The 20,598-nt window shown below is 59.1% G+C and carries 20 protein-coding genes; all 20 read left to right on the top strand.

The window, feature by feature from the left end:
- Positions 1-46: 46 nt before the first annotated feature.
- The 20 genes from mraZ to FYJ43_RS07030 all read left to right on the top strand — a co-directional run bounded on the left by mraZ (position 47) and on the right by FYJ43_RS07030 (position 20,585).
- Positions 47-475, top strand: coding sequence for a division/cell wall cluster transcriptional repressor MraZ (gene mraZ / locus FYJ43_RS07125; protein WP_326833422.1), 429 nt, complete (start codon positions 47-49; stop codon positions 473-475).
- Positions 476-617: 142 nt separating this feature from the next.
- Positions 618-1,631 (top strand): 16S rRNA (cytosine(1402)-N(4))-methyltransferase RsmH, encoded by a 1,014-nt coding sequence (gene rsmH / locus FYJ43_RS07120; protein ID WP_326833458.1) that lies wholly within the window; start codon positions 618-620, stop codon positions 1,629-1,631.
- A 101-nt stretch (positions 1,632-1,732) separates the two neighbouring features.
- Positions 1,733-2,086 carry a cell division protein FtsL gene (locus FYJ43_RS07115; protein ID WP_154563570.1) on the top strand — a complete coding sequence of 118 codons (354 nt, stop codon included), beginning with the start codon at positions 1,733-1,735 and terminating at the stop codon, positions 2,084-2,086.
- Positions 2,087-2,208: 122 nt separating this feature from the next.
- Positions 2,209-3,996 (top strand): peptidoglycan D,D-transpeptidase FtsI family protein, encoded by a 1,788-nt coding sequence (locus tag FYJ43_RS07110; RefSeq protein WP_154563568.1) that lies wholly within the window; start codon positions 2,209-2,211, stop codon positions 3,994-3,996.
- A complete protein-coding gene (locus tag FYJ43_RS07105) occupies positions 3,993-5,582 on the top strand; it encodes a UDP-N-acetylmuramoyl-L-alanyl-D-glutamate--2,6-diaminopimelate ligase (protein ID WP_456064350.1) in 1,590 nt (529 codons plus the stop codon). Before FYJ43_RS07110 ends, FYJ43_RS07105 begins: the two co-directional genes overlap by 4 nt.
- A complete protein-coding gene (locus tag FYJ43_RS07100) occupies positions 5,579-7,036 on the top strand; it encodes a UDP-N-acetylmuramoyl-tripeptide--D-alanyl-D-alanine ligase (RefSeq protein WP_154563195.1) in 1,458 nt (485 codons plus the stop codon). The genes FYJ43_RS07105 and FYJ43_RS07100 overlap by 4 nt, the downstream gene beginning before the upstream one ends.
- A complete protein-coding gene (gene mraY, locus FYJ43_RS07095; protein WP_326833421.1) occupies positions 7,033-8,103 on the top strand; it encodes a phospho-N-acetylmuramoyl-pentapeptide-transferase in 1,071 nt (356 codons plus the stop codon). The genes FYJ43_RS07100 and mraY overlap by 4 nt, the downstream gene beginning before the upstream one ends.
- A complete protein-coding gene (gene murD, locus FYJ43_RS07090) occupies positions 8,085-9,581 on the top strand; it encodes a UDP-N-acetylmuramoyl-L-alanine--D-glutamate ligase (RefSeq protein WP_154563193.1) in 1,497 nt (498 codons plus the stop codon). Before mraY ends, murD begins: the two co-directional genes overlap by 19 nt.
- Positions 9,541-10,836 carry a putative lipid II flippase FtsW gene (gene ftsW / locus FYJ43_RS07085; RefSeq protein WP_154563191.1) on the top strand — a complete coding sequence of 432 codons (1,296 nt, stop codon included), beginning with the start codon at positions 9,541-9,543 and terminating at the stop codon, positions 10,834-10,836. The genes murD and ftsW overlap by 41 nt, the downstream gene beginning before the upstream one ends.
- Positions 10,837-10,878: 42 nt before the next feature.
- A complete protein-coding gene (gene murG, locus FYJ43_RS07080; protein WP_154563189.1) occupies positions 10,879-11,997 on the top strand; it encodes an undecaprenyldiphospho-muramoylpentapeptide beta-N-acetylglucosaminyltransferase in 1,119 nt (372 codons plus the stop codon).
- Between the two features lie 11 nt (positions 11,998-12,008).
- Positions 12,009-13,424 carry a UDP-N-acetylmuramate--L-alanine ligase gene (gene murC, locus FYJ43_RS07075; protein WP_154563187.1) on the top strand — a complete coding sequence of 472 codons (1,416 nt, stop codon included), beginning with the start codon at positions 12,009-12,011 and terminating at the stop codon, positions 13,422-13,424.
- Positions 13,424-14,137: a cell division protein FtsQ/DivIB gene (locus FYJ43_RS07070; protein WP_154563185.1), complete on the top strand. Its 714-nt coding sequence runs from the start codon at positions 13,424-13,426 to the stop codon at positions 14,135-14,137. Before murC ends, FYJ43_RS07070 begins: the two co-directional genes overlap by 1 nt.
- 122 nt (positions 14,138-14,259) lie before the next feature.
- On the top strand, positions 14,260-15,510 hold the full coding sequence (gene ftsZ / locus FYJ43_RS07065) for a cell division protein FtsZ (protein WP_326833420.1): 1,251 nt from the start codon (positions 14,260-14,262) through the stop codon (positions 15,508-15,510).
- Position 15,511: 1 nt separating this feature from the next.
- Positions 15,512-16,294: a polyphenol oxidase family protein gene (locus FYJ43_RS07060; RefSeq protein WP_326833419.1), complete on the top strand. Its 783-nt coding sequence runs from the start codon at positions 15,512-15,514 to the stop codon at positions 16,292-16,294.
- Between the two features lie 130 nt (positions 16,295-16,424).
- A complete protein-coding gene (locus FYJ43_RS07055; protein ID WP_154563559.1) occupies positions 16,425-16,940 on the top strand; it encodes a cell division protein SepF in 516 nt (171 codons plus the stop codon).
- A gap of 9 nt (positions 16,941-16,949) precedes the next feature.
- The gene (locus tag FYJ43_RS07050; RefSeq protein ID WP_154563183.1) at positions 16,950-17,243 is read left to right on the top strand and encodes a YggT family protein; all 294 of its coding nucleotides are present in this window, start codon (positions 16,950-16,952) and stop codon (positions 17,241-17,243) included.
- A 148-nt stretch (positions 17,244-17,391) separates the two neighbouring features.
- Positions 17,392-18,477 (top strand): DivIVA domain-containing protein, encoded by a 1,086-nt coding sequence (locus FYJ43_RS07045; protein WP_154563181.1) that lies wholly within the window; start codon positions 17,392-17,394, stop codon positions 18,475-18,477.
- Between the two features lie 162 nt (positions 18,478-18,639).
- Complete coding sequence (locus FYJ43_RS07040; RefSeq protein WP_154563179.1) at positions 18,640-19,119, top strand: TraR/DksA family transcriptional regulator; 480 nt, start codon at positions 18,640-18,642, stop codon at positions 19,117-19,119.
- Positions 19,092-19,640: a signal peptidase II gene (locus FYJ43_RS07035; protein WP_154563177.1), complete on the top strand. Its 549-nt coding sequence runs from the start codon at positions 19,092-19,094 to the stop codon at positions 19,638-19,640. The genes FYJ43_RS07040 and FYJ43_RS07035 overlap by 28 nt, the downstream gene beginning before the upstream one ends.
- Before the next feature lie 24 nt (positions 19,641-19,664).
- Positions 19,665-20,585, top strand: coding sequence for an RluA family pseudouridine synthase (locus tag FYJ43_RS07030; protein WP_326833418.1), 921 nt, complete (start codon positions 19,665-19,667; stop codon positions 20,583-20,585).
- Positions 20,586-20,598: the final 13 nt, after the last annotated feature.

Below are 20,598 nucleotides of genomic sequence, written 5' to 3'. Positions count from 1 at the left end.
GGCAAGTGGAGGAGATGACCTCGATCGTGGAGCAAGGAGGTGCCCGGTGTTCCTGGGTACGCACACTCCCAAGCTCGACGACAAGGGTCGCTTCTTCCTACCGGCAAAGTTCCGCGACGAATTGGACGACGGGTTGGTCATCACCAGAGGCCAGGACAGGTGTCTGGCGATCTACCCGACCGAAACCTTCGTGGACATGACCCGGGAAATCGCCAAAGGATCAGTGAGCGTCAAGAAGGTTCGCGACTACCAGCGCATGTTGGCAGCCGGAGCTAGCGACACTGCTCCCGACAAGCAGGGGCGGGTCATGATCCCGCCGATGTTGAGGCGCTACGCCGGTCTCAACAAAGAGATCGTCGTGGTGGGCGCGATTACCCGAGTTGAAGTGTGGGATGCCGCTGAGTGGGAGAAGTACTCCGAAGCCCAGGAGGAGGCCTTCGCCGATATGAATGAGGAGGTCTTTTCCGAACAGTGACCTCGTGATCCGTGGCTCCGTGCCGACCGGGCCCCCTGACACGACTTCCCCTGTGCCAGGTGGTTCAGCCGGCACGGAACCTCGGATCACGAGTTACCGACACCGGTCGAAGACGTTGCTGGCAGTCCATGCCGGGGAGGGGATACTCATGGCGACCGATGCTATCGGCAGCGATGCTATTCACATCCCCGTCATGCGCGACCGCATTCTTGAGCTTCTCGTTCCCGCGCTAGAGAATGGCCGCCGCGTCCACGTCGATGGCACCCTCGGTATGGGCGGTCATGCTGAGGCCGTTTTGAGACGATTCCCTGACGTTCAGCTCGTCGGTATCGATCGCGATCAACAGGCCCTAGCGATGGCCGGAGCGCGGCTAAAGCCTTTCTCGGACCGCATTCATCTTGTCCATGCTGTTCATGATGAACTCCCTGCGGTGCTTGACGATCTCGGGCTGGAGTATGCCGACTCCGTGCTCCTTGACCTTGGACTGTCTTCTCTTCACATTGACGAGGTCGATCGCGGATTCTCGTACTCCGTTGACTCCCCACTGGACATGCGGATGGACCAGTCCACTGGTCGCACTGCTGCCCAGATCCTTAATGAATCTGATCCTGGCGATCTGGTGCGCATACTTCGTGAGTATGGCGAGGAAAAGTTCGCTGATCGCATTGTTCATGCCATCGTCACCGAGCGTGATCGTCAGCCTTTCGAGACGTCGGGGCGACTCGTTGAGGTCATTACAGAGGCCATTCCTGCCGCAGTGCGGTACAAACGCTCTGGTCACCCCGCGAAGCGGACGTTTCAGGCCCTGCGGATTGCCGTCAATCGGGAGATGGACACCCTGCCCGCAGTGCTGCCACGTGCTCTCGATCGACTCAACGTTCGTGGCCGGATAGCGGTGCTGGCTTACCACTCCCTAGAAGATCGTCTCGTCAAAGAGGTTTTCCGGCAGGCATGCGCCGACACTGCCCCAGCCGGGTTACCGATGGTCCCTGAATCGATGGCTGCCCAATTCAGCCCGATTACTCGGGGAGCTGAGCGTCCTGATGCCGACGAAGTGTCCACTAATCCACGATCCGCCTCGGCACGGTTGCGGGTCATTGAGAGGGTTCGACCCCGATCTGGTAACCGTCAATATGCGAGCAAGGAGAGCCGATGAGCGCCGAACCAGCACCGCGTCCACAGCAGGCCAAAGCGGCTACCTCGCGTCCTACCTCGACGCGTCCAACTCTGCGCGCACTGCCGATCGGTCAACGACGAATGGGCCGACTTGGCTTCGCTATTCTCGTCGTCGCCATGCTGGCTGCCGGATTAGCTGGACTGTTAGTTCTTAATACGACTATTCAGGCGCAGTCCATGCAAATCGCTCAGGAGACGCGCGATCTGAACGTGTTGCGCCATCAGCAGGCTGTGTTGACGACACAGGTCGATCACCTGCATGGCCCGCAGAACCTTCAGCACGAGGCCAAGAAACTCGGCATGAGGCCTAATCCTTATGGGTCTTATATTGACCTGCGCACTGGCAACGTCATCGGAACACAGACCAGGGTCGATGGCAAGGAGGTGCCAGGAGTCATTGGAGGGACGGCTAAGCCTGAGGTGGGTCAACGGTGAGCGACTCTCGGCGCCCCCAATCTCGGCCTGGTTCCGCTAGGCCGCCCGTATCCAGCCGTGCCCCCAAAGGAGCGCGATCTGGCTCTCGCGGTCGACAGACTCGTCGCAATTCGTCTCTCGGACTGGGGTCCCAGCGCAGCCGCTTGACGATCTTCTTAGCGGGATTCCTCGTGCTAGCTGTGGGCTTGGCCAGTCGTGCTCTGCAACTGCAAGCCATCAAGGCACCCGCCTACGCGGCGTCCGCGGCGGCGAGAATGAAATACACCTACGATCTGCAGCCCAACCGAGGTCAACTCAGCGATCGCAATGGCATTGTGCTGGCGCAAACGCGGCCTGCGGTTTTAGTCTTTGTGGATCCTCGGATGATCTCCCGCAACGGTGTTGACGAACGGGTGACGATGACTGCCGAGCAACGGGAGAAGGCCGCCGCCGCACCGAAGGCTGTCGCAAAGATCTTCGCCCTGCGGCTAGGCGGAAAGCCCGAGGACTACCGCAAGGCCGTCACGGCCACGGATGCTAAGGGGAACCTAAGTCGCTACTCGGTAGTGCGACACCACGTCGATAGCTACACCTTCGACCTCATCAAAGAAGATATGAAGAAGGGTGGATGGTACGGGGTATTCAGCTCGAATGATCCCATTCGTAACTATCCGTCAGGGTCTGTCGCTTCCAACGTCGTCGGCTTCGTAAATGCTGAAGGCAAGGGAGCGGGTGGTTTTGAATACTCCCATAATAAGCAGCTTTCTGGTATACCGGGTAAGGAATCGTACGAGGCCTCGACCTGGGGACGTATTCCCTTGGGTGCTAATACCCTCGTTCCTGCAGTCGACGGGACGAGCTACACCCTTACCATTGATTCCCAACTTCAACTCATGGCGCAGTCGGCGCTCGATGCGGCTCTTAAGAACGCGAAAGCGAAGAGCGGCGAAGTCATCACGATGGACGTCACTAATGGTGAAGTTTTGGCGATGGCGTCAATGCCCACTTTTGACTCTAATAGTCCTGGAAAAGCCAAGGAGAATCAGACCCGCAATCGTGCCATCCAGGATGCGTATGAACCGGGATCGGTGCAAAAAGTCCTGACGATGGCCGCGTTAGTCGATCGAGGAATCATTTCCCCCGATAGCCATGTCGTCGTCCCATCTGCCTTGTCATCTGGTGGCGGCAAGATTACCGACGCCGAGCCCCACGGCACCGAGCACCTTACTACTCGCGGCGTGCTGGTGCATTCGTCAAATATCGGGACGGCATTGCTTGCTCGAAAGATGGACAAGTCGACGATGGTGTCCTATCTCAAGGCATTCGGATTAGGAGCTCCAACCAGGATCGGATTGCCCGGTGAGGCCAGTGGGCAAATCCCTACTGCCAAGATGCCCGACTACACGCGAGATCAAATTGCGTTCGGTCAAGGATTATCAGTGACGGCTCTTCAGGAAGCTGCTGCCGTTGCTGGAATTGTCAATGGTGGGGTCTACCACTCTCCGACGATTATTAAGTCGGCCACTGACGGTCACGGTGAGTCTGTCGAGATACCAGGAACGACGACCCGTAGAGTCATTTCACAACAAGCCTCTGAACAGGTTCGAGACATGATGGAAAATGTGGTGTCTACGGTCAAGGACCGACCCATCCCGGATTATCGAATGGGTGGCAAGACAGGCACTGCCCAACGGATTGATCCTGCGTGCGGTTGCTACCGCGGGTACATATCGTCGTTTGTTGCCGTCGCTCCGATCGAGAAACCGCGTATCCTCACCTACGTTGTCATCAATCAGCCTAGCAATGGACATACTGGCGCAGAGGTGGCACAGCCAGCGGCGCGGCAACTCATGTCCGTCGCGTTACCGCGATACGGTGTGCAACCGTCCACCGACAAAGCGCGCAAGGAACCTTTGGAGTACCAGCCGTGAGCCCTGAACCTACTGCCACCCCTATTCCACCGGCTGGTGCCGCCCTCCGCCCATCCCAGGTAGACCCTGTCGCGTGGGCTGATCTGGTGGCCTGTCTCGATGATTGTCGAGCTGATGCTCACGGACCGACGATTACCGGCATCACCTTGGATTCTCGGCAGGTCCATCCAGGCGATCTCTATGTCGGCCTGCACGGGCTGCACGCTCACGGTGCGACGTTTGCTGCGTCTGCTGCCAAGTCAGGTGCGGTAGCGCTGCTGACTGACGTTGAGGGCGCCACCTTGGCCGCAGGTGCGGGAGTACCAGTCATCGTCGCGGATGATCCGCGTGCTGCCATGGCTGTTGCGGCTGCCATGATCTTTGGGCATCCCTCTGATGCGATGACAATGTTTGGTATCACCGGAACAAACGGCAAGACCACCACGGCCTTTCTCGTGGAGGCCGGGTTACGAGCGGCTGGTCGTCATGTCGGGACGATTGGCACGATTGGATTCCGGCTCGACGGTGATGAATTGCCCAGTGCTCGCACAACTGTCACGACACCAGAGTCCCCAGACCTGCAAGGCTTATTCGCGGCGATGGCTGAGCGAGGGGCTTCCGACGTTGTTATGGAGGTGTCGTCGCACGCGCTGGCTTTACAGCGGGTAGACGGAACCTGTTTTGATGTAGTGGCGTTTACCAACCTCGGTCGTGACCATCTGGATTTCCATAAGACTCTTGATGAGTACTTTGAGGCCAAGGCTCGGTTATTCACTCCCGAGTTGGCCCGCGTTGGTGTCATCAATGTCGATGACTCGCGTGGTCGTCAACTAGTTGAGCGGATGCAGGCCAGCGGAGTTACCGTTGTGACGACCTCCATCCACCATGCTTCTGACTACCAGGTGACGTCGTGGCATGCGGCGGCCGCTGGGGCGGTTTTCGACGTCAATACTCCGTCGGGCAAGCGCACCCTTGAGTTGTCCCTGCCAGGGGAGTTCAACGTTCGCAATGCCGCCATGGCTTTGGCGATGCTCGAGGCTGCTGGGCTTACGTTTGACGATGTGGCAGATGGCCTGGCGTCCGCTCAGGTTCCTGGCCGCATGGAGCGGGTCGACCTTGGGGCTGAGGCGCCAACGGCCCTGGTGGATTTTGCGCATACCCCGCAGGCGATTGCATCAGCCCTTGATGCTGCTCGCACGTCAGTCGATGGTGGCCGTCTTCTCGCTGTGCTCGGTGCTGGTGGAGATCGCGATGTGGCCAAGCGTGGTCCCATGGGTCAGGTTGCCGCAGAGCGCGCCGACATTGTCATCGTTACTGACGACAACCCGCGTACTGAAGATCCGGCGGTGATTCGCGCAGCTGTGTTGGAAGGCGCCCACGATGCCGCTGGCGACGACGTCATTGTGGTCGACGGGGGACGCCGCCGCGAAGCAATCAATGAAGCCCTCCGGATGGCGAAGGTTGGCGATGTGGTCTGCGTCCTCGGCAAGGGGCATGAGACCGGGCAGCACATCGGTAGTGAGGTGCTGCCTTTCGACGATCGTGAGGTTATCCGGGCTGAATGGAAAGCCGTGGTGCGGCGGAACGAGGAGGATCAGGCGCGATGAGAGTTCTCGACATTGCCACCCTCGCTCAGTGGGTCGAGGCAGCACCGGTTAATGATTCTGTCCAGGTGGGTCCGGATGTCGTCATTGATACTCGTCAGGCGACTCCGGGCGCTCTGTTTGTTGCTCTTCCCGGAGCCCGGGTCGATGGTCATGACTTTACTCAGGCCGCCCAGGCCGCTGGTGCCGTTGCCGTGATAGCCACGCGCAGCACAGGCGCACAGATTCCGCATCTCATCGTCGACGACGGCCAAGCCGGTCTATCTCGTCTGGCGCGTCACGTCGTGGCAACGGAGCGAGACCGCGGAATGCGCACTATCGCGTTAACTGGGTCCAGTGGCAAGACAAGCACTAAGGACATGCTGGCCCAGATACTCGAGGCGTTCGGCCCGACGGTGGCGCCGGTTGGATCGTTCAACAACGAAATTGGAGTTCCTCTGACGGCGTGTCGCATCGACGAGAACACGTCCTATTTGGTCTCGGAGATGGGCGCACGCGGTCGAGGTCACATCGCTTGGCTGACGTCCATCGTTGCTCCCGATGTCGCTATGGTGCTTAACGTCGGAACCGCTCACTTGGGCGAATTTGGTTCGCGCAAAGCCATTGCTCAGGCTAAGGGCGAGATTGTTGAAGCTCTCACCGTTGACGGCTGGGCCGTACTTAACGCCGCCGACCACCTCGTCGCTGAGATGGCAACGCGCACCTGCGGATATATCGCATGGTTCAGCCCTGACGCTGACCATCGTCGCCCAGATGCCGAGATTGAGGTGTGGGCCGAATCAATCCATGCTGACGACCTCGATCGTCACGCTTTCACCCTTGTCGCGCGCTGCGGCGAGTCGACGTGGCGGCGTCGTGTTCACCTAAAGACCATGGGCGCTCACCAGGTCGCGAATGCTGTGGCCGCCACTGCTGCTGTGTTGGCGGCACTCACCATGAATGACGGGGCTGATGGCCAAGCTGTCACCCGTATTTCCGAGGCGCTGAGTGACGCCGTGTCCCGGTCAGCTATGAGAATGCAACTGCGCGAACGTGCCGACGGCCTGGTGCTGGTTGAGGACTGCTACAACGCCAATCCAGACTCGATGACGGCGTCGTTGACAGCGATGGGGCATGTGTTGGCGACGCGCCGGGCGCGAGACCCTCAGACTAGGGGAGTCGCCGTCTTAGGTGACATGCTCGAGCTTGGGGCAGACTCCGCCCGCCTTAATGCACAGGCTGGCCGGCATGCGGCCCAGGCCGGATTCGACGTCATTATCGCCGTTGGCGATGAGGCCGAGAACATTGCCGATGGTGCTCGAGCTGAAGGCGCACGTGTGATCGTCACCACGGTGGAAGAGGCTGCCGAGTCGATAGGTTGGACCTCGCACGATGTCGTCTTACTTAAGGCCTCGAGAGGTCTGGCCTTGGAACGAGTAGGACGCGACGTGTTTGAGGAAGGGGAGGCCCAGGCGTGAAGAACATCCTGCTCGCTGGCGCGGTGTCCATGGTCGGCACCCTTGTCGGCACGCGGTGGTTCATCCACTGGCTTGCTGCCAGGGGGTATGGCCAGTTCATCCGTGACGACGGCCCGACGACTCACAAGACAAAGAAGGGCACTCCAACGATGGGGGGTGTCGTCATTATTGTCTCCGTATTGTTGGCCTATCTCGTGGCACACCTGGTCACGTGGACCCATCCTTCCGTGTCGGCACTGCTAGTGTTGTGGCTATTTGCCGGATTGGGATTCATCGGTTTTCTCGATGACTGGACGAAGATATCCAAACAGCGTTCCTTGGGTCTTAAACCCAAGGGAAAACTCCTTGGCCAGGCTTTTGTCGCCATTACATTTGCTATCGGAGTGATGTATTTCCCTGATACTCACGGGGTGACGCCAGCGTCGCCGGCTATTTCTTTCCTGCGCGATATTTCCTGGCTCCACTTGCCAATCTGGCTGGGCGTCATTTGGGTGATACTTCTCATTGCTGGCAGTTCAAATGCTGTCAACCTGACCGACGGTCTTGATGGTTTAGCTACTGGTGCTTCCACGATGGTTTTTGGGGCCTATACCCTTCTAAGTATCTGGCAGTTCAACCAGTGGTGTTCTCGGCCAGCCACTGCGGGCAGCCACTGCTATGCGGTGCGTGATCCCCACGACATTGCGGTGGTTGCCGTCGCCATCGCTGGCGCATGTTTCGGATTCCTATGGTGGAACGCCAAGCCTGCTCAAATCTTCCTCGGTGATACCGGATCGCTGGCTCTCGGTGGTGCTGTTGCCGGTATGGCTATCGTCAGCCGTACAGAGCTTCTTCTAGTGATTATCGGTGCTCTCTTCGTCATTGAGACAGTCTCAGTAATGTTGCAGGTCAGCGTGTTTAAGATTACTGGTGGCAAACGAGTCTTTAAGATGGCTCCCTTGCACCATCATTTCGAGTTGAAGGGGTGGGCTGAGGTCACGGTTGTTATCAGGTTCTGGATTATTTGCGGTCTGGCTGTTGCAGCTGGTTTAGGAATCTTCTATGCAGAATGGGTGGCAGGGCAGTGAGGTTTTCCAACACCGTTGATCTGAGTACGGCCGACCGGCTTTTCGACTGGTCTGGTGTGCATGTCGTCGTCGCTGGTTTAGGTACGTCTGGCTATGCCGCTGCTGACGCATTGCTTGAGCTTGACGCCAAGGTTCTCGTCCTCGACGATTCCGACGACGACTCCCACCGTGACAAGGGTGGGCTATTGGAGGTCCTCGGTGCTGACGTGCGTCTGGGCCCCGGATCAGCATCCGCGCTCCCAGAGCAGACCGACCTTGTCATCGTCTCGCCTGGTTGGCGTCCTACCCAACCGCTGGTAGCCCAGGCCCTCGCCCACGGCATCCCAGTATGGGGCGAGCCCGAGTTGGCTTGGCGCCTTATGCACCCTGATCGCATTGTTCCATGGCTAGCGATTACGGGCACCAACGGTAAGACGACGACCACTCAGATGACTGAGTCAATTCTTCGTGCCGCCGGTTTGAGGGCCTGCGCTGTGGGCAACATTGGCCGCCCCATCCTAGAGGCCATGGCTGACGAGATTGATTACGACGTTTTTGCTGTGGAGCTGTCCAGCTTCCAGCTGCATTGGTCGAACTCGTTATCCCTACATTCCGCGGCCGTGCTCAACCTTCAACAAGACCATCTGGAGTGGTACGCCCACGAGTCAGATCCGTTTGGTTCCTATGCTGCCGATAAGGCTCGCATTTACCATCAAGTGACCAATTCCTGCATATATAACGTTGCTGACCCCGCTACCGAGCATATGGTGGAGGAGGCTGACGTCGTTGAAGGAGCGCGGGCGATCGGGTTCACGACTGGAACTCCCGGGCCTTCCATGATCGGAGTCGTGGACGACCTTATTGTGGATCGCGCTTTCGTTAAACAGCGCGCGACCTCGGCTCTGGAGTTGGCTCGTCTTGAGGACGTGCATCCCTTTGCTCCTCACAACGTCGAAAATGCGTTGGCTGCTGCGGCGTTAACTCGTTCTTTCGGGGTTCCCGCGACCGCTGTTGGACAGGGGTTGCGTGACTTGCATCTTGGCGGGCACCGCATCGAGACGGTACATCAGGCTGGGGGTATTACCTGGGTCGATGATTCCAAGGCGACGAATCCCCACGCTGCGAATTCGTCGATGCGCGCTTTTGAGCACATTGTGTGGATCGCTGGTGGTCAGGCCAAAGGCACGAGCTTCGATGATCTCGTGACTACTCATGCCAGCAAGCTGCGTGGGGCAATAGTGCTGGGAACTGACCGCAACATCGTCGCGACGTCGTTGGCTAAGCACGCTCCAGAGGTTCCGGTCGTCGTCATTGACGATATGTCCCGCGAATCGATGGCGCGTGCGGTCCACGAGGCCGCCCGGATGGCTCGCCCCGGTGACACCGTCTTGATGGCTCCCGGCTGCGCCAGTCTGGATATATGGCCGGGCTATGCCGCACGCGGTGATGACTTCGCCAATGCTGCTCGACAGGTTGACGGGCCAGATGTCGATGGCTGAAAGATCTGTGAATCCCGCCACTCGACGTTCCGGACGGTGGTTGACGCACCTGCTGCGGCTCGATAGTGGTGACAGTTCATCGCACCTACTGGCTCAGCCGTTTTTGGACTATTACGTCATCCTCGCTTCTACTGTGCTGCTGTGTGGTATCGGCGTGCTGATGGGGTTGTCGTCGTCGTCGGTGTATTCACAATCTCTGGGGTACGGGCCCTATCATTTTGCGTTTCGTCAGGCACTGTTTCTGGTAATAGGTGCCATTGGCGCCGTCGTGGTGTCGCGGCTATCGGAGGCTCACCTGAGGAAGCTTGGCGGCATTGCCTATGCCGCAGTGTGCCTTATGCTCGTGCTGGTGCTCACCGCGCTGGGTTCAGATGCTGGGAAAGGGAACCAGTCGTGGCTGTCTGTGGGGTCGGTGAGTTTACAACCCTCAGAATTCGCAAAGTTCGCTCTGGTGCTCATCGGGGCAAGTTACATGTCGTCGCGTCGCGAGGAGATGGCGACGTGGAAGGGCGTGGGGTATTACCTTGGTCTCTACGCGGTCGTCGGTCTGTTTGTTATGGTTCAAGGAGACCTCGGTACCACAATGATTATTGGGCTTATCATGCTGGCCCAGATGTGGAATTTTGGAGTGCCCAAGCGTTATTTAGGCCTCCTTATCGGCTTGGGACTGGTAGCGGTGCTGATGTTTGTTGCTATCACCCCGTATCGCGCCCAACGCGTGGTGTCTTTCTTTCACCCAGATAATGGTGCCACCACCTCTCAGCAGCCGCTATCGGCGATTTATGCTCTGGCGACCGGCGGTTGGTGGGGAGTGGGCATTGGTGCCTCTCGGCAAAAATGGGGCGGCCTATATGACGGCGCTCAAAACGACTTCGTTTTCGCTGTTATTGGTGAGGAAATGGGGTTGTTGGGCACCCTTGGCGTCATTGTGCTGTTTGTGTTGTTGATATGGGCCGGTGTGCGTACTGCGATGCGGCACGATTCGCTGTTCCGGCGTTCGGCTGCGTCGGCGGCCGTCGCCTGGATTGCAGCTCAGGCTCTCATCAATATGTCCGTATCGCTAAACCTTCTGCCGGTTGTGGGCGTTCCTCTGCCATTCATTTCTATTGGTGGATCTGCGCTGGTGTCGGAGCTGCTGGCCGTAGGAGTGTTGCTGGCCTGTGCCCGTACCGAGCCCGATGCTCGACGCGCGTCCATACAACGCACTGAGCCGAGTCGAGTGACGAGCGTCGTCGATGGTGGCACCCGTGTCTGATCTACATCCCCTGTCTCATCCGTCTGTCCCTGAGGAGTATTCATGGTGACCGCTGTCTTGGTTGGCGGAGGAACGGCTGGCCACACATCACCGCTCATAGCGACTGCAATGGCACTACAAAACCGTGGTGCGACGGTATCGTGCATCGGCACCCCCAAAGGTCTCGAAGGACGGGTCATCCCGGAAGCGGGGCTGGACCTTGACATGATTCCGCCAGTGCCGTTGCCTCGCACCGTCAGCGCAGAGCTATTTAAGGTTCCTGCCCGGTTGGCTGGTGCGGTGCGAAAGGCTGGTGACGTGCTCAAGCGGCGCCAGGCTGACGTCGTCGTCGGGTTTGGTGGCTATGTGTCGCTGCCGGCGTACTTAGCGGCTAAGCGAGCCAAGATTCCGGTCGTCATCCATGAGCAGAATGCCGTTCCCGGACTGGCGAACAAGGTTGCTGCGCGCTTCGCCGTCTTCGTCGGTACCGCTTTCCCCGATACGCCCTTGCCCAAGGCGCAGTTCGTCGGCATGCCGTTACGGCCCCACATTACTGACTTAGCTGACGCTAGTTCGCAGGTTCGAGCCGAGCGTCGTGCTCGCGCCCGTGCTGATTTTGGCCTTGACACTGACCGGGCAACCTTGCTGGTATCGGGAGGTTCTCAGGGGGCGGTAGCCATCAACGACGCTGTTATTGCGGCCCGACAGCGGCTTCTTGCAGACGGCGTGCAAATTCTTCACGTGCTTGGGCCAAAGAATATCCGAGGTGCCGAGGCGGTGAATGACGAGTCAACTGGAGCTTCTTGGCTACCAGTGGGATACGTTGACGATATGGCGAGTGCTTATGCGGCCGCCGACCTTATGGTGGCCCGTTCCGGTGCTGGAACAGTGGTAGAGACGGCGACAGTCGGTGTGCCGACGATCTATGTACCGTTACCGCACGGCAATGGCGAGCAGGCACGCAATGCGACATCAGTGGTGGCGGCCGGTGCTGGCGTCGTCGTTGCCAATGCCGATCTCGATGCTGAGCGTCTCCTTCACGAGACGGCTCGCATCCATAACCCTGATGTTCTTTCTCGGATGTCAGCGGCGGGACGAGGGCTCATGCCCGCTCATGCTGCGGAGGAGATGGCGGCACGGGTGATCTCGGCCGCGACGTCGATTGACCCGACGATTGGTTGAGGAGATATCTCATGTCATTGCGGGAACCTGTCGAGCTACTTGATCCTAGGACCATTGGACCGGTCCACTTCATCGCTATTGGTGGAGCCGGGATGAGCGGTGTGGCACGGATTTACCACGACATGGGAGTCGATGTGCGCGGCTCCGATCAGGTGGACTCAGCTAATTTACGTGATCTTGCGAATTTGGGTGTTCAGACCTGGGTAGGTCATGATCCGTCCCACCTGGCGGGAGCTCGCACCGTTGTTGTCTCCTCGGCTATTCGTTCCGACAACCCGGAGTTGGTTGAGGCACACCGGTTAGGGTTACGGATCTGGCATCGTTCCGCAGCATTGGCAGCCCTCATGCTAGGCCGGGAGGGCATCTCGATCGCTGGAACCCATGGCAAGACGACAACAACCGGCATGGTTGCGATCATGCTGGACCATGCTGGTACGGATCCGTCCTACGTCATTGGCTCCCCGTTGGCCGCCACGGGCAAGTCGTCCCACCTCGGTGGGGGAGGAGCTTTCGTGGTGGAGGCTGATGAGTCAGATGGGTCGTTCTTGCAGTACCCAAGCCAGATCGTTGTCGTCACCAATGTGGAAGCCGATCATCTTGATAATTGGGGCACTCGTCAGGCGTACTTCGACGGCTTCGTGGCGATGGCGACGCGCCCCGAGGTTCGCTACGTCGTGACGAATGTCGATGATCCGGGTGCGGCCGACTTGGCGTGCCGGTTAGAAAGCACGGGCACAGTACGAGTCGTTACCTACGGGGAATCTGAGCAAGCTGAGGTCAGGCTCGTCGACCTGGACCTTGAGGGCACGACGGCCTCTGCGACACTCGTTCATGGACCTACCCAGGGGCGTCTGGAGCTGCAGGTGCCCGGTCGCTACAACCTATCCAATGCCGCCGCCGCTTACTGCGTGGGCTCCCTGCTGGGGATTCGCCACCAAGATCTATTGGCAGGAATTGCATCCTTTACCGGGACGTTGCGACGGTTCCAGCTCGTTGGACGGGTCAACGACGTCTCAGTTTTTGACGATTACGCCCACCACCCGACCGAGTTGCGCGCCACTCTCGGTGCAGCACGCCGCGCCGTGACCGGGCAGGGGAGAGTCATCGCCTGCTTCCAGCCCCACCTGTTTTCTCGTACTAGGGATTTCGCCGGTGAATTTGGATCCGCGTTGACCCTCGCAGACCGGGTCATCGTCTCTGATATTTATCCGGCTCGCGAGGACCCTATCGCCGGTGTAACTGGCAAGATGGTGCATGACGCCGTTCTCGCTGCAGGAGGGGATTCCCGTTATGTCCCCGATAAACAAGATCTTCCGGAGGCCCTCGCCGAAGAGGTGCGTCCCGGCGATCTTGTCATCACCCTTGGTGCCGGAGATGTCACTTTAGTTGGCCCGGTTTTGGTTGGCTTGCTGGAGGGGAAGGCTTGATGCCGGTTTCCGACATCAGCGTCGCGATGGAGCTGCGACGTCGACGCCGCAACAAGCGTTACCGGATCGTTGCGGGTGTCGTTGCCGCTGTGGTGGTGCTCGCGCTCGGAGCGATCTGGATTGTTCGGAGTTCGTCGTTGTTGACCGTCGACACTGTTGAGGTTCACGGCGCTCATCTTGTGACCCCATCCCAAGTCAAGCAGGCCGCCAAGGTGCCCGTGGGCCAGCCGCTCGCCAGGATTAACACCGATGACGTGGCCGCACGCGTGACGGCCATGGATGTCGTCGGGCAGGCTGACGTGCACCGAAAATGGCCGCATACTGTCGTCATTGATGTTACGGAGCTGAAGATCTCGTATCAGGTAAAGACCCCCGGGGGCTACCTGTGGGTTGATCCCAATGGGACGATCTTTAACCGTGCTGCAAAACCCACTCCACATGTGATGTGGGCGACGACGTCATCGGGGAATCGTGACTTACTTCGAGACGTCGCAACTGTCGCTGATTCTTTCCCTAATCAGTTGAGACAGCACGTCGATCACATCGAAGCTACATCTCGTGATGCCATCGTCGTGGTGCTGTCTGGCAAGCGAACAGTGGTGTGGGGATCGGCGGATCAATCTCTTCTCAAGGCCAAGGTCACCGCGGCGATGGTTCATGTTAAGGCAACTCGTTACGACGTCTCGTCGCCTGAGCATCCGACCTCACGGTGAGCAGTCTCAAGCTGCGGTTGAGGGTCGAGGCCAAGGTTGGCTATAGCGTTGGACACCCTTGTGACCTACTCATAACCTTTCCGGTAGACCGGTCCGTCAGACAAGAGTGAGGCAGAACTCCAGTGGCTATTCCATCCCAGAACTACCTCGCCGTGATCAAGGTCGTGGGGGTAGGCGGTGGCGGCTGCAATGCCGTGAACCGCATGATCGAGGCGGGACTCAAAGGAGTCGAGTTCCTCGCCGTCAACACCGATGCCCAGGCCCTCCTCACGAGCGATGCCGACGTGAAGCTCGACATCGGCAGGGACCTTACCCGAGGGCTGGGCGCCGGAGCCGACCCGGATAAGGGACGGCAAGCCGCCGAGGACCATGCCGATGAGATCGAAGAGTCTCTCAAGGGTGCCGATATGGTGTTCGTCACCGCTGGTGAGGGCGGTGGGACTGGTACCGGAGCTGCTCCCGTCGTCGCCAAGATTGCCCGGTCCCTTGGCGCTTTGACAATTGGTGTTGTTACCCGTCCGTTCTCCTTTGAGGGGCACCGTCGGTCCTCCCAGGCTGAACAGGGCATCGGCAATCTACGCGACGAGGTCGATACCCTCATCGTCATCCCGAACGACAAGCTGCTAGATATGACCGACCAGCAGATTGCCATCCTTGACGCCTTCAAACAGGCCGATCAAGTGCTGATGCAAGGTGTTTCGGGCATTACTGACCTCATCACCACTCCTGGCCAGATCAACCTTGACTTCGCTGACGTCAAATCGGTCATGTCGAACGCTGGATCTGCCCTCATGGGTATTGGTCGTGCATCCGGAGAGGACCGCGCGAGGGCTGCTGCAGAGATGGCTATCTCGTCTCCTCTGCTCGAGGTGTCCATCGACGGTGCTCGTGGCGTCTTGCTGTCGATCGCGGGTGGCTCCGACTTGGGTCTGTTTGAGGTCGCTAGCGCGGCTAACCTCATTGAAGCTGCTGCCCATGACGAGGCCAACATCATTTTCGGCACAATCATCGACGACGCTCTTGGCGACGAAGTACGCGTGACGGTCATCGCAGCTGGGTTCGAGAACGGCCAGGTTACGGGTGCCAAGCAACCTGGAATCAGTCAGCGTCCTGCCTCTCGCCCGGCCATGAGCAACCGGTCGTCTGCGGGAGTCTTTGGTGCTGGAACGAGTTCTGCCGGGTCAACCTCGGCTGGGGCGTCGTCTAACGGCCGCCAATTTGCCGACGACCAGCGCCCGACGCCGATTCGCCCGCAGACTCAGGGCAGCCCGTTTGGTAACGGCCAGCCGCAGCACGCAGCTCAGCCGGTGGAGCCTGTTAACCCATCCGAGGAGCCAGATGATGACCTCGACATTCCCGACTTCCTGAAGTGACGTGCTGAGATTCGTTATCGACCCCGGCGCTAATCATGGTGTCGGGGTCGCCTTTACTGATCGTATTGACGCTTCCGGGCAGGGACTTGGAGGTACTGGTTTCGAGGGGTTTAATCTCGGTCGCACCGATGAGGACCCCGCTGTCCTTGAGCATGTTGAAGCCCTTCGATCTCGGCTAGGTTTGGGGCCGGTGTTGGTGTGCCACCAGGTGCATGGCACCGACGTTTGGCGGGTCGGCCCCGACGACGTCGAAGGATGGACTGCGCAGCGATACCTTGGAGACCGTGTCGAGGGACAGTCGCGGCTCCCTATTGCCGACGCGATGGTTACTGACCTGCCAGGAGTTGCGCTGGCTATTCGAGTGGCCGACTGTATGCCGGTGATGCTGGCGGACCCGAAGGCTGGAGTTATCGGTGCTGCACACGCCGGACGAGTGGGTTTCTTGGCGGGTGTGCTGCCGGCCACTGTCAAGGCCATGCGCGAGATGGGAGCCACGCAGTTATATGCGTGGATAGGCCCGCATATCTGTGGCCGCTGCTACGAGGTTCCCGCCGAGATGGCTGAGCAGGCGTGGGCGGAGTATCCAGCCACTCGCTCCTTCACTCGGCAGGGCACACCGGCCCTTGATCTAGGAGCGGGGGCGTTAGCCCAGCTTGAGTCACTTGGTGTGACCGCTGTGGGGCTGGACCCCTGCACCTTTGAGGGACAGGATTTGTTTTCCCATCGCCGGGATCATGGTGCTGGTCGGCTAGCTGGCCTGGTGTGGCGCGCGAGCGATGTCTAGTGACGACGGAATCGTCTGGTTTATGATGTGTCAGCCATTCGCGTGTCCCGTTAAACCATGGCAATATCAGTGGCAGGCTTGAATGGTGAGAACCCCCGTCCGGGGGCAAGCCCACGAGAAGGAGCTCCAGATGGCAGGAATCGGCAGGAAGATTGCCTCGTTCGTCGGGATCGTTGATGATCGCCGGTATGACGAGGAGGATCTTCCGGACGAGGAGCTCACTACGGAGGTCTACTCCGATGACGGATATGAGCCATCTTCGGAGGTGACCCAGTTGCATCACGATTCCAATGAGCAGCACGTTCGGGAGCATAAGTCGGTCCAGCATCGTCGCCGTCCGGAACTTGAGGAGCCAAGCATCGCTGACATTAACCGCATCCTGACCGTTCATCCGCGCAATTACAATGAGGCGCGAACCATCGGTGAGCAGTTCCGCGAAGGCATTCCGGTCATTATGAACCTCACCGAGATGGACGATGCGGACGCTAAGCGCCTCGTCGATTTCGCCGCTGGCCTTATTTTTGGCCTGCGCGGAACTATCGAGAGGGTGACGAACAAGGTCTTCCTGCTGTGCCCGCGCAACGTCAACGTCACTCCAGAAGATAAGGCCCGTATCGCTAGCGGCGGGTTCTTTAACCAATCCTGACGTGTTGTCATGATTTTGGCCGGGACAATCCTCACCTGGATCATCTCGATCTACACGGTGCTGCTCATCGTGCGGATGCTGATGTCGTGGGTGCCATTGCTGATACCGGGTTTTGAGCCTCGCGGTGTTGTCGCAGTGGTGTTTGAGGTGGTGTATACCGTAACCGATCCTCCCATCAGGTTCTTCGATCGCCTTGTGCCGCCGGTGAGATTTGGCAATGTCGGATTTTCGGTGGGATTCATCATCGTCTTCGTGCTCCTGGCGATACTCCAGCGAGTCGTTGCTGTCATTTTTTGGCGCTGAGACGTGCCCATACCCCGAAGGTGAGGTTGAGCCTCTTAAGTGACGAGATGGCCTTGGTGGAGTAGCCTTGACGGCATCTCGTGTCCACCCCGGACCATTGTGGTCCGCCTCACGGGTCTTGACTGTTCCCGACATCTTGGAGTGCACAATGACGCTGACCCTCGAAGAGGTGCGTAAGGTTCGTTTCCCGATGGTCAAACGCCCCGGAGAGGGCTACCGCGCCATTGAGGTCGACGACTTCGTCGACAAGGTTGAAGCGGCGTTCATGACCCTCACTGATGAGAATGAGCGTCTCAAAGCCCAGGTCGAGGCTCTCAAATCAGGCGAACCAGGAGACCAGAAGCCCGATCATGATCTCGTCAACGAGAATCAACACCTGCGTGCTCAGGTTGAGGAGCTCCGTGCTCAGCAGAACGATCGCCGTGTTGATTCTGGTGAGGTTGATCGCGCCAAGGCCGCTCAGCAGGAGGCCGAGAATCGTGCCCACCAGCTGGAGCAGGAGAAAGCTGCGTTGCAGTCTCAGGTAGAACAATTGCGTCAGGCTGCGCAGCGTCCTGGCCAGGATATTGACCCAGCTGAGGTCGCTCGCCTTCGCAGCGAGAATGAGCGTCTGGGCGCACAGCTTCGTGACGCTCAGGCCCTTGCGTCCCGTAGCCGGACCTCCTCTGTTGCCCAGCAGCCTGCGATCACTGATGACGGCGTCAAGAAGCTCGTCGTCACTACGAGCGCTGAGGCCTCTCCAGCTGTCGTTCGGATGGTTGAGCTTGCTCTTGCTGATGCTGAGCGCGTCGTTCGCGAAGCTGAGGATGAGGCTGATCGCAAGATCCATGCAGCTGAGACCAAGGCCCACGAGCTCACCGTTGATGCGCAGACCCGCGCTGAGCGTATCGAGTCCGGCGCTCGCGTGAACGCCGAGAAGTTGACCTCTGACGCCAAGAACAACGCTGACAAAGTTAACGCCGACGCTCAGACTCGTCGCACCGAGCTTTTCCGTGAGCTCGAGGCCGAGCGTGATCACCTTGCCGATAGTGTTGATCGCCTGCGTTCCTTCGAGGCGAGTTACCGTGACGCCCTCACCTCTCACCTGCGTGCTCAAGCAGACAATCTTGATAAGGGCGTGTTCGAGCCTGCCGAGCTTCCTGAGCTTCTCAAGTCTGAGAATCGTGTTGCTCCTGGCGGCTCTTCGACCCCACGTTTGGATGCCCTGATCGGACGCGGCCAGCAGCAGGGCTGACGCCACCATACGTCCTAAGGCTCCGTGCTTTCGGTTGAGGAACCGGGAGCACGGAGCTTTTGTTATGGCGTTTGACACTGCCGACGCCTTTGGGGGATGACGAGTGAGTTCCATGGGTGTAATGTCTGCCCACAGTTCATGCCACCCCGGATAGGCGATGGCATGAAGGGCACACACGATGAAGCCGGGGCCAATCCCCGCATGACGATGGAGAGTTCCATGTCAGACCACGATGTCGAAGCGATTGCCGCATCCCTGCCGGTGCGCGACGGCGATGAGCCGTGGACGGCGGACGAGGTCAGCGAGATTATTGACACCCTTGAATCCGACGTTCAGAGGATGGGCGCCGCCCTTGCCAAAGCAGAGAATGACCTTGCTGACCTCATGAAGCAAGGCAATGACGGTGCCGGAATGGACACTATCGATGTGGGGTCTTCACAGTTCGAGCGTGACCAGGAGATTTCCGTTACCCGTAATGCTCGCGCCGTGTACGATCAGTCCAAACTGGCCCTCCAGCTTCTCGATGAGGGCACCTGGGGAACGTGCGAATCCTGCGGCGAGCCTATTGGGAAGGCTCGGTTGCAGGCCTTTCCGCGAGCGACTATGTGTGTCAAATGCAAGCAGCGTCAAGAGCGTCGGTAAGCTTTGACCAAGCGGTGCTGGCAGGAAGGCGACTGAGGCGCTGGCGTCTCAGTATGGTTGTGATAGCCGTGCTCGGGTATGGGCTCGACCAATGGACGAAGGCCGAGGCCGTTGCCCATCTCGATCCTGTCGATCCGCCACGCGTGCTCGGCGGTTTGGTGACGTTGCGCCTGTTACGCAATCCGGGTGCGGCCTTTTCAATGGGTTCGACGGCTACTGTCGTGATTAGCCTTTTCGCCATCGCAATGCTCGTTGCCGTATGCGTATGGGGGGTGCCCCGCGCGCGCCACCGCTGGTCGATAATTGCCTGCGGCATGCTCCTTGCCGGTATCTGCGGCAATCTCACTGATCGGATTTTCCGGGCTCCCGGCCCGCTGCGTGGCCACGTCGTCGACTTCATTAGTTTGCCGCACTTCGCGGTGTTTAATGTTGCCGACATATTCATCACTAGCACGGCTGTGCTCGTCGTGGTGGTGGCTATTTTCGGGCGCCACGAGATAGATACTGGGGTGGACAATTAAAGAGGTGTGAGAGAAGGAGGAGACGTGAGCGTCCTGTTGGTACCTGATGGCCTTGACGGGGAAAGAGTCGATGTCGCCGCTGCTCGCATGAGTGGCGTGTCCCGTTCCCGGATCGCCACCCTTATTGACGAGGGCGGGGTTTTCCTGGATGGTCAGCAGGTGCGCCGAGCGTCGATGCGAATCGCTGCCGGCCAGATGCTCGACGTCGATCTCTCTGATCCTGTTGCGACGCCATCTTTCACTCCGCGCATCGTCGCAGGGATGCGGATCGTCCACGACGACTCAGACATTGTCGTCGTCGATAAACCGGCCGGGGTCGCTGCCCACCCATCCCTGGGCTGGGAGGGGCCAAGCGTTGTTGAGCATCTCGCGGCAGCTGGATTCGCGATTTCCACCAGTGGCGCACCGGAGCGTCAAGGAATTGTTCAGCGTCTTGACGTCGGAACATCGGGGCTCATGGTCGTGGCCAAGAGCGAGCACGCCTACACCTTGTTGAAGCAGGCATTTCGTGATCGCACGGTTGAAAAAATCTACTTCGCCCTAGTACAGGGCCATCCTGACCCTTTCAGCGGCACTATTGATGCCCCGATAGGTCGCGACCATCGTCACGATTGGAAGATGGCCATCGTCGACGGTGGCCGCCACTCAGTGACCCACTATGAGACGGTGGAGGCCTTCCGCCATGCGACCTTGCTCAAGGTGCACCTGGAAACCGGCCGAACTCACCAGATTCGCGTACATATGGCGGCGGTCAAGCATCCCTGTTGTGGTGACCCGCTGTACGGCTGTGATCCTGCCTTCGCGAAGGAACTTGGCTTGGAGCGGCAGTGGTTGCACGCCGCTGAGCTGTCGTTCACCCATCCAGGAAGTGGCGAGTGGGTGACGTTTCATGCTGATCTTCCAGCTGATCTCCAGCATGCTCTCGATGTGGTGAGGCAGGAGTGAACAGTCGCTCCAT

This window comes from Cutibacterium porci (assembly GCF_009696315.1).
In the GTDB taxonomy this organism is placed as follows: Bacteria; Actinomycetota; Actinomycetes; order Propionibacteriales; family Propionibacteriaceae; genus Cutibacterium; species Cutibacterium porci.
The sequence above is the reverse complement of the archived record's forward strand: the minus strand, read 5'-3'. Positions and strand labels throughout refer to the sequence as shown.

Bases quoted from the DNA above. Each gene is read 5' to 3' on its own strand.
- FYJ43_RS07115 (WP_154563570.1), top strand. From the start codon at position 1,733: ATGGGCCGACTTGGCTTCGCTATTCTCGTCGTCGCCATGCTGGCTGCC.
- FYJ43_RS07045 (WP_154563181.1), top strand. From the start codon at position 17,392: ATGACGCTGACCCTCGAAGAGGTGCGTAAGGTTCGTTTCCCGATGGTC.
- FYJ43_RS07055 (WP_154563559.1), top strand. From the start codon at position 16,425: ATGGCAGGAATCGGCAGGAAGATTGCCTCGTTCGTCGGGATCGTTGAT.
- FYJ43_RS07050 (WP_154563183.1), top strand. From the start codon at position 16,950: ATGATTTTGGCCGGGACAATCCTCACCTGGATCATCTCGATCTACACG.
- FYJ43_RS07035 (WP_154563177.1), top strand. From the start codon at position 19,092: ATGCAAGCAGCGTCAAGAGCGTCGGTAAGCTTTGACCAAGCGGTGCTG.
- FYJ43_RS07070 (WP_154563185.1), top strand. From the start codon at position 13,424: ATGCCGGTTTCCGACATCAGCGTCGCGATGGAGCTGCGACGTCGACGC.
- ftsW (WP_154563191.1), top strand. From the start codon at position 9,541: ATGCTGCTCGACAGGTTGACGGGCCAGATGTCGATGGCTGAAAGATCT.
- murC (WP_154563187.1), top strand. From the start codon at position 12,009: ATGTCATTGCGGGAACCTGTCGAGCTACTTGATCCTAGGACCATTGGA.
- murG (WP_154563189.1), top strand. From the start codon at position 10,879: ATGGTGACCGCTGTCTTGGTTGGCGGAGGAACGGCTGGCCACACATCA.
- FYJ43_RS07040 (WP_154563179.1), top strand. From the start codon at position 18,640: ATGAAGGGCACACACGATGAAGCCGGGGCCAATCCCCGCATGACGATG.
- FYJ43_RS07100 (WP_154563195.1), top strand. From the start codon at position 5,579: ATGAGAGTTCTCGACATTGCCACCCTCGCTCAGTGGGTCGAGGCAGCA.
- murD (WP_154563193.1), top strand. From the start codon at position 8,085: ATGGGTGGCAGGGCAGTGAGGTTTTCCAACACCGTTGATCTGAGTACG.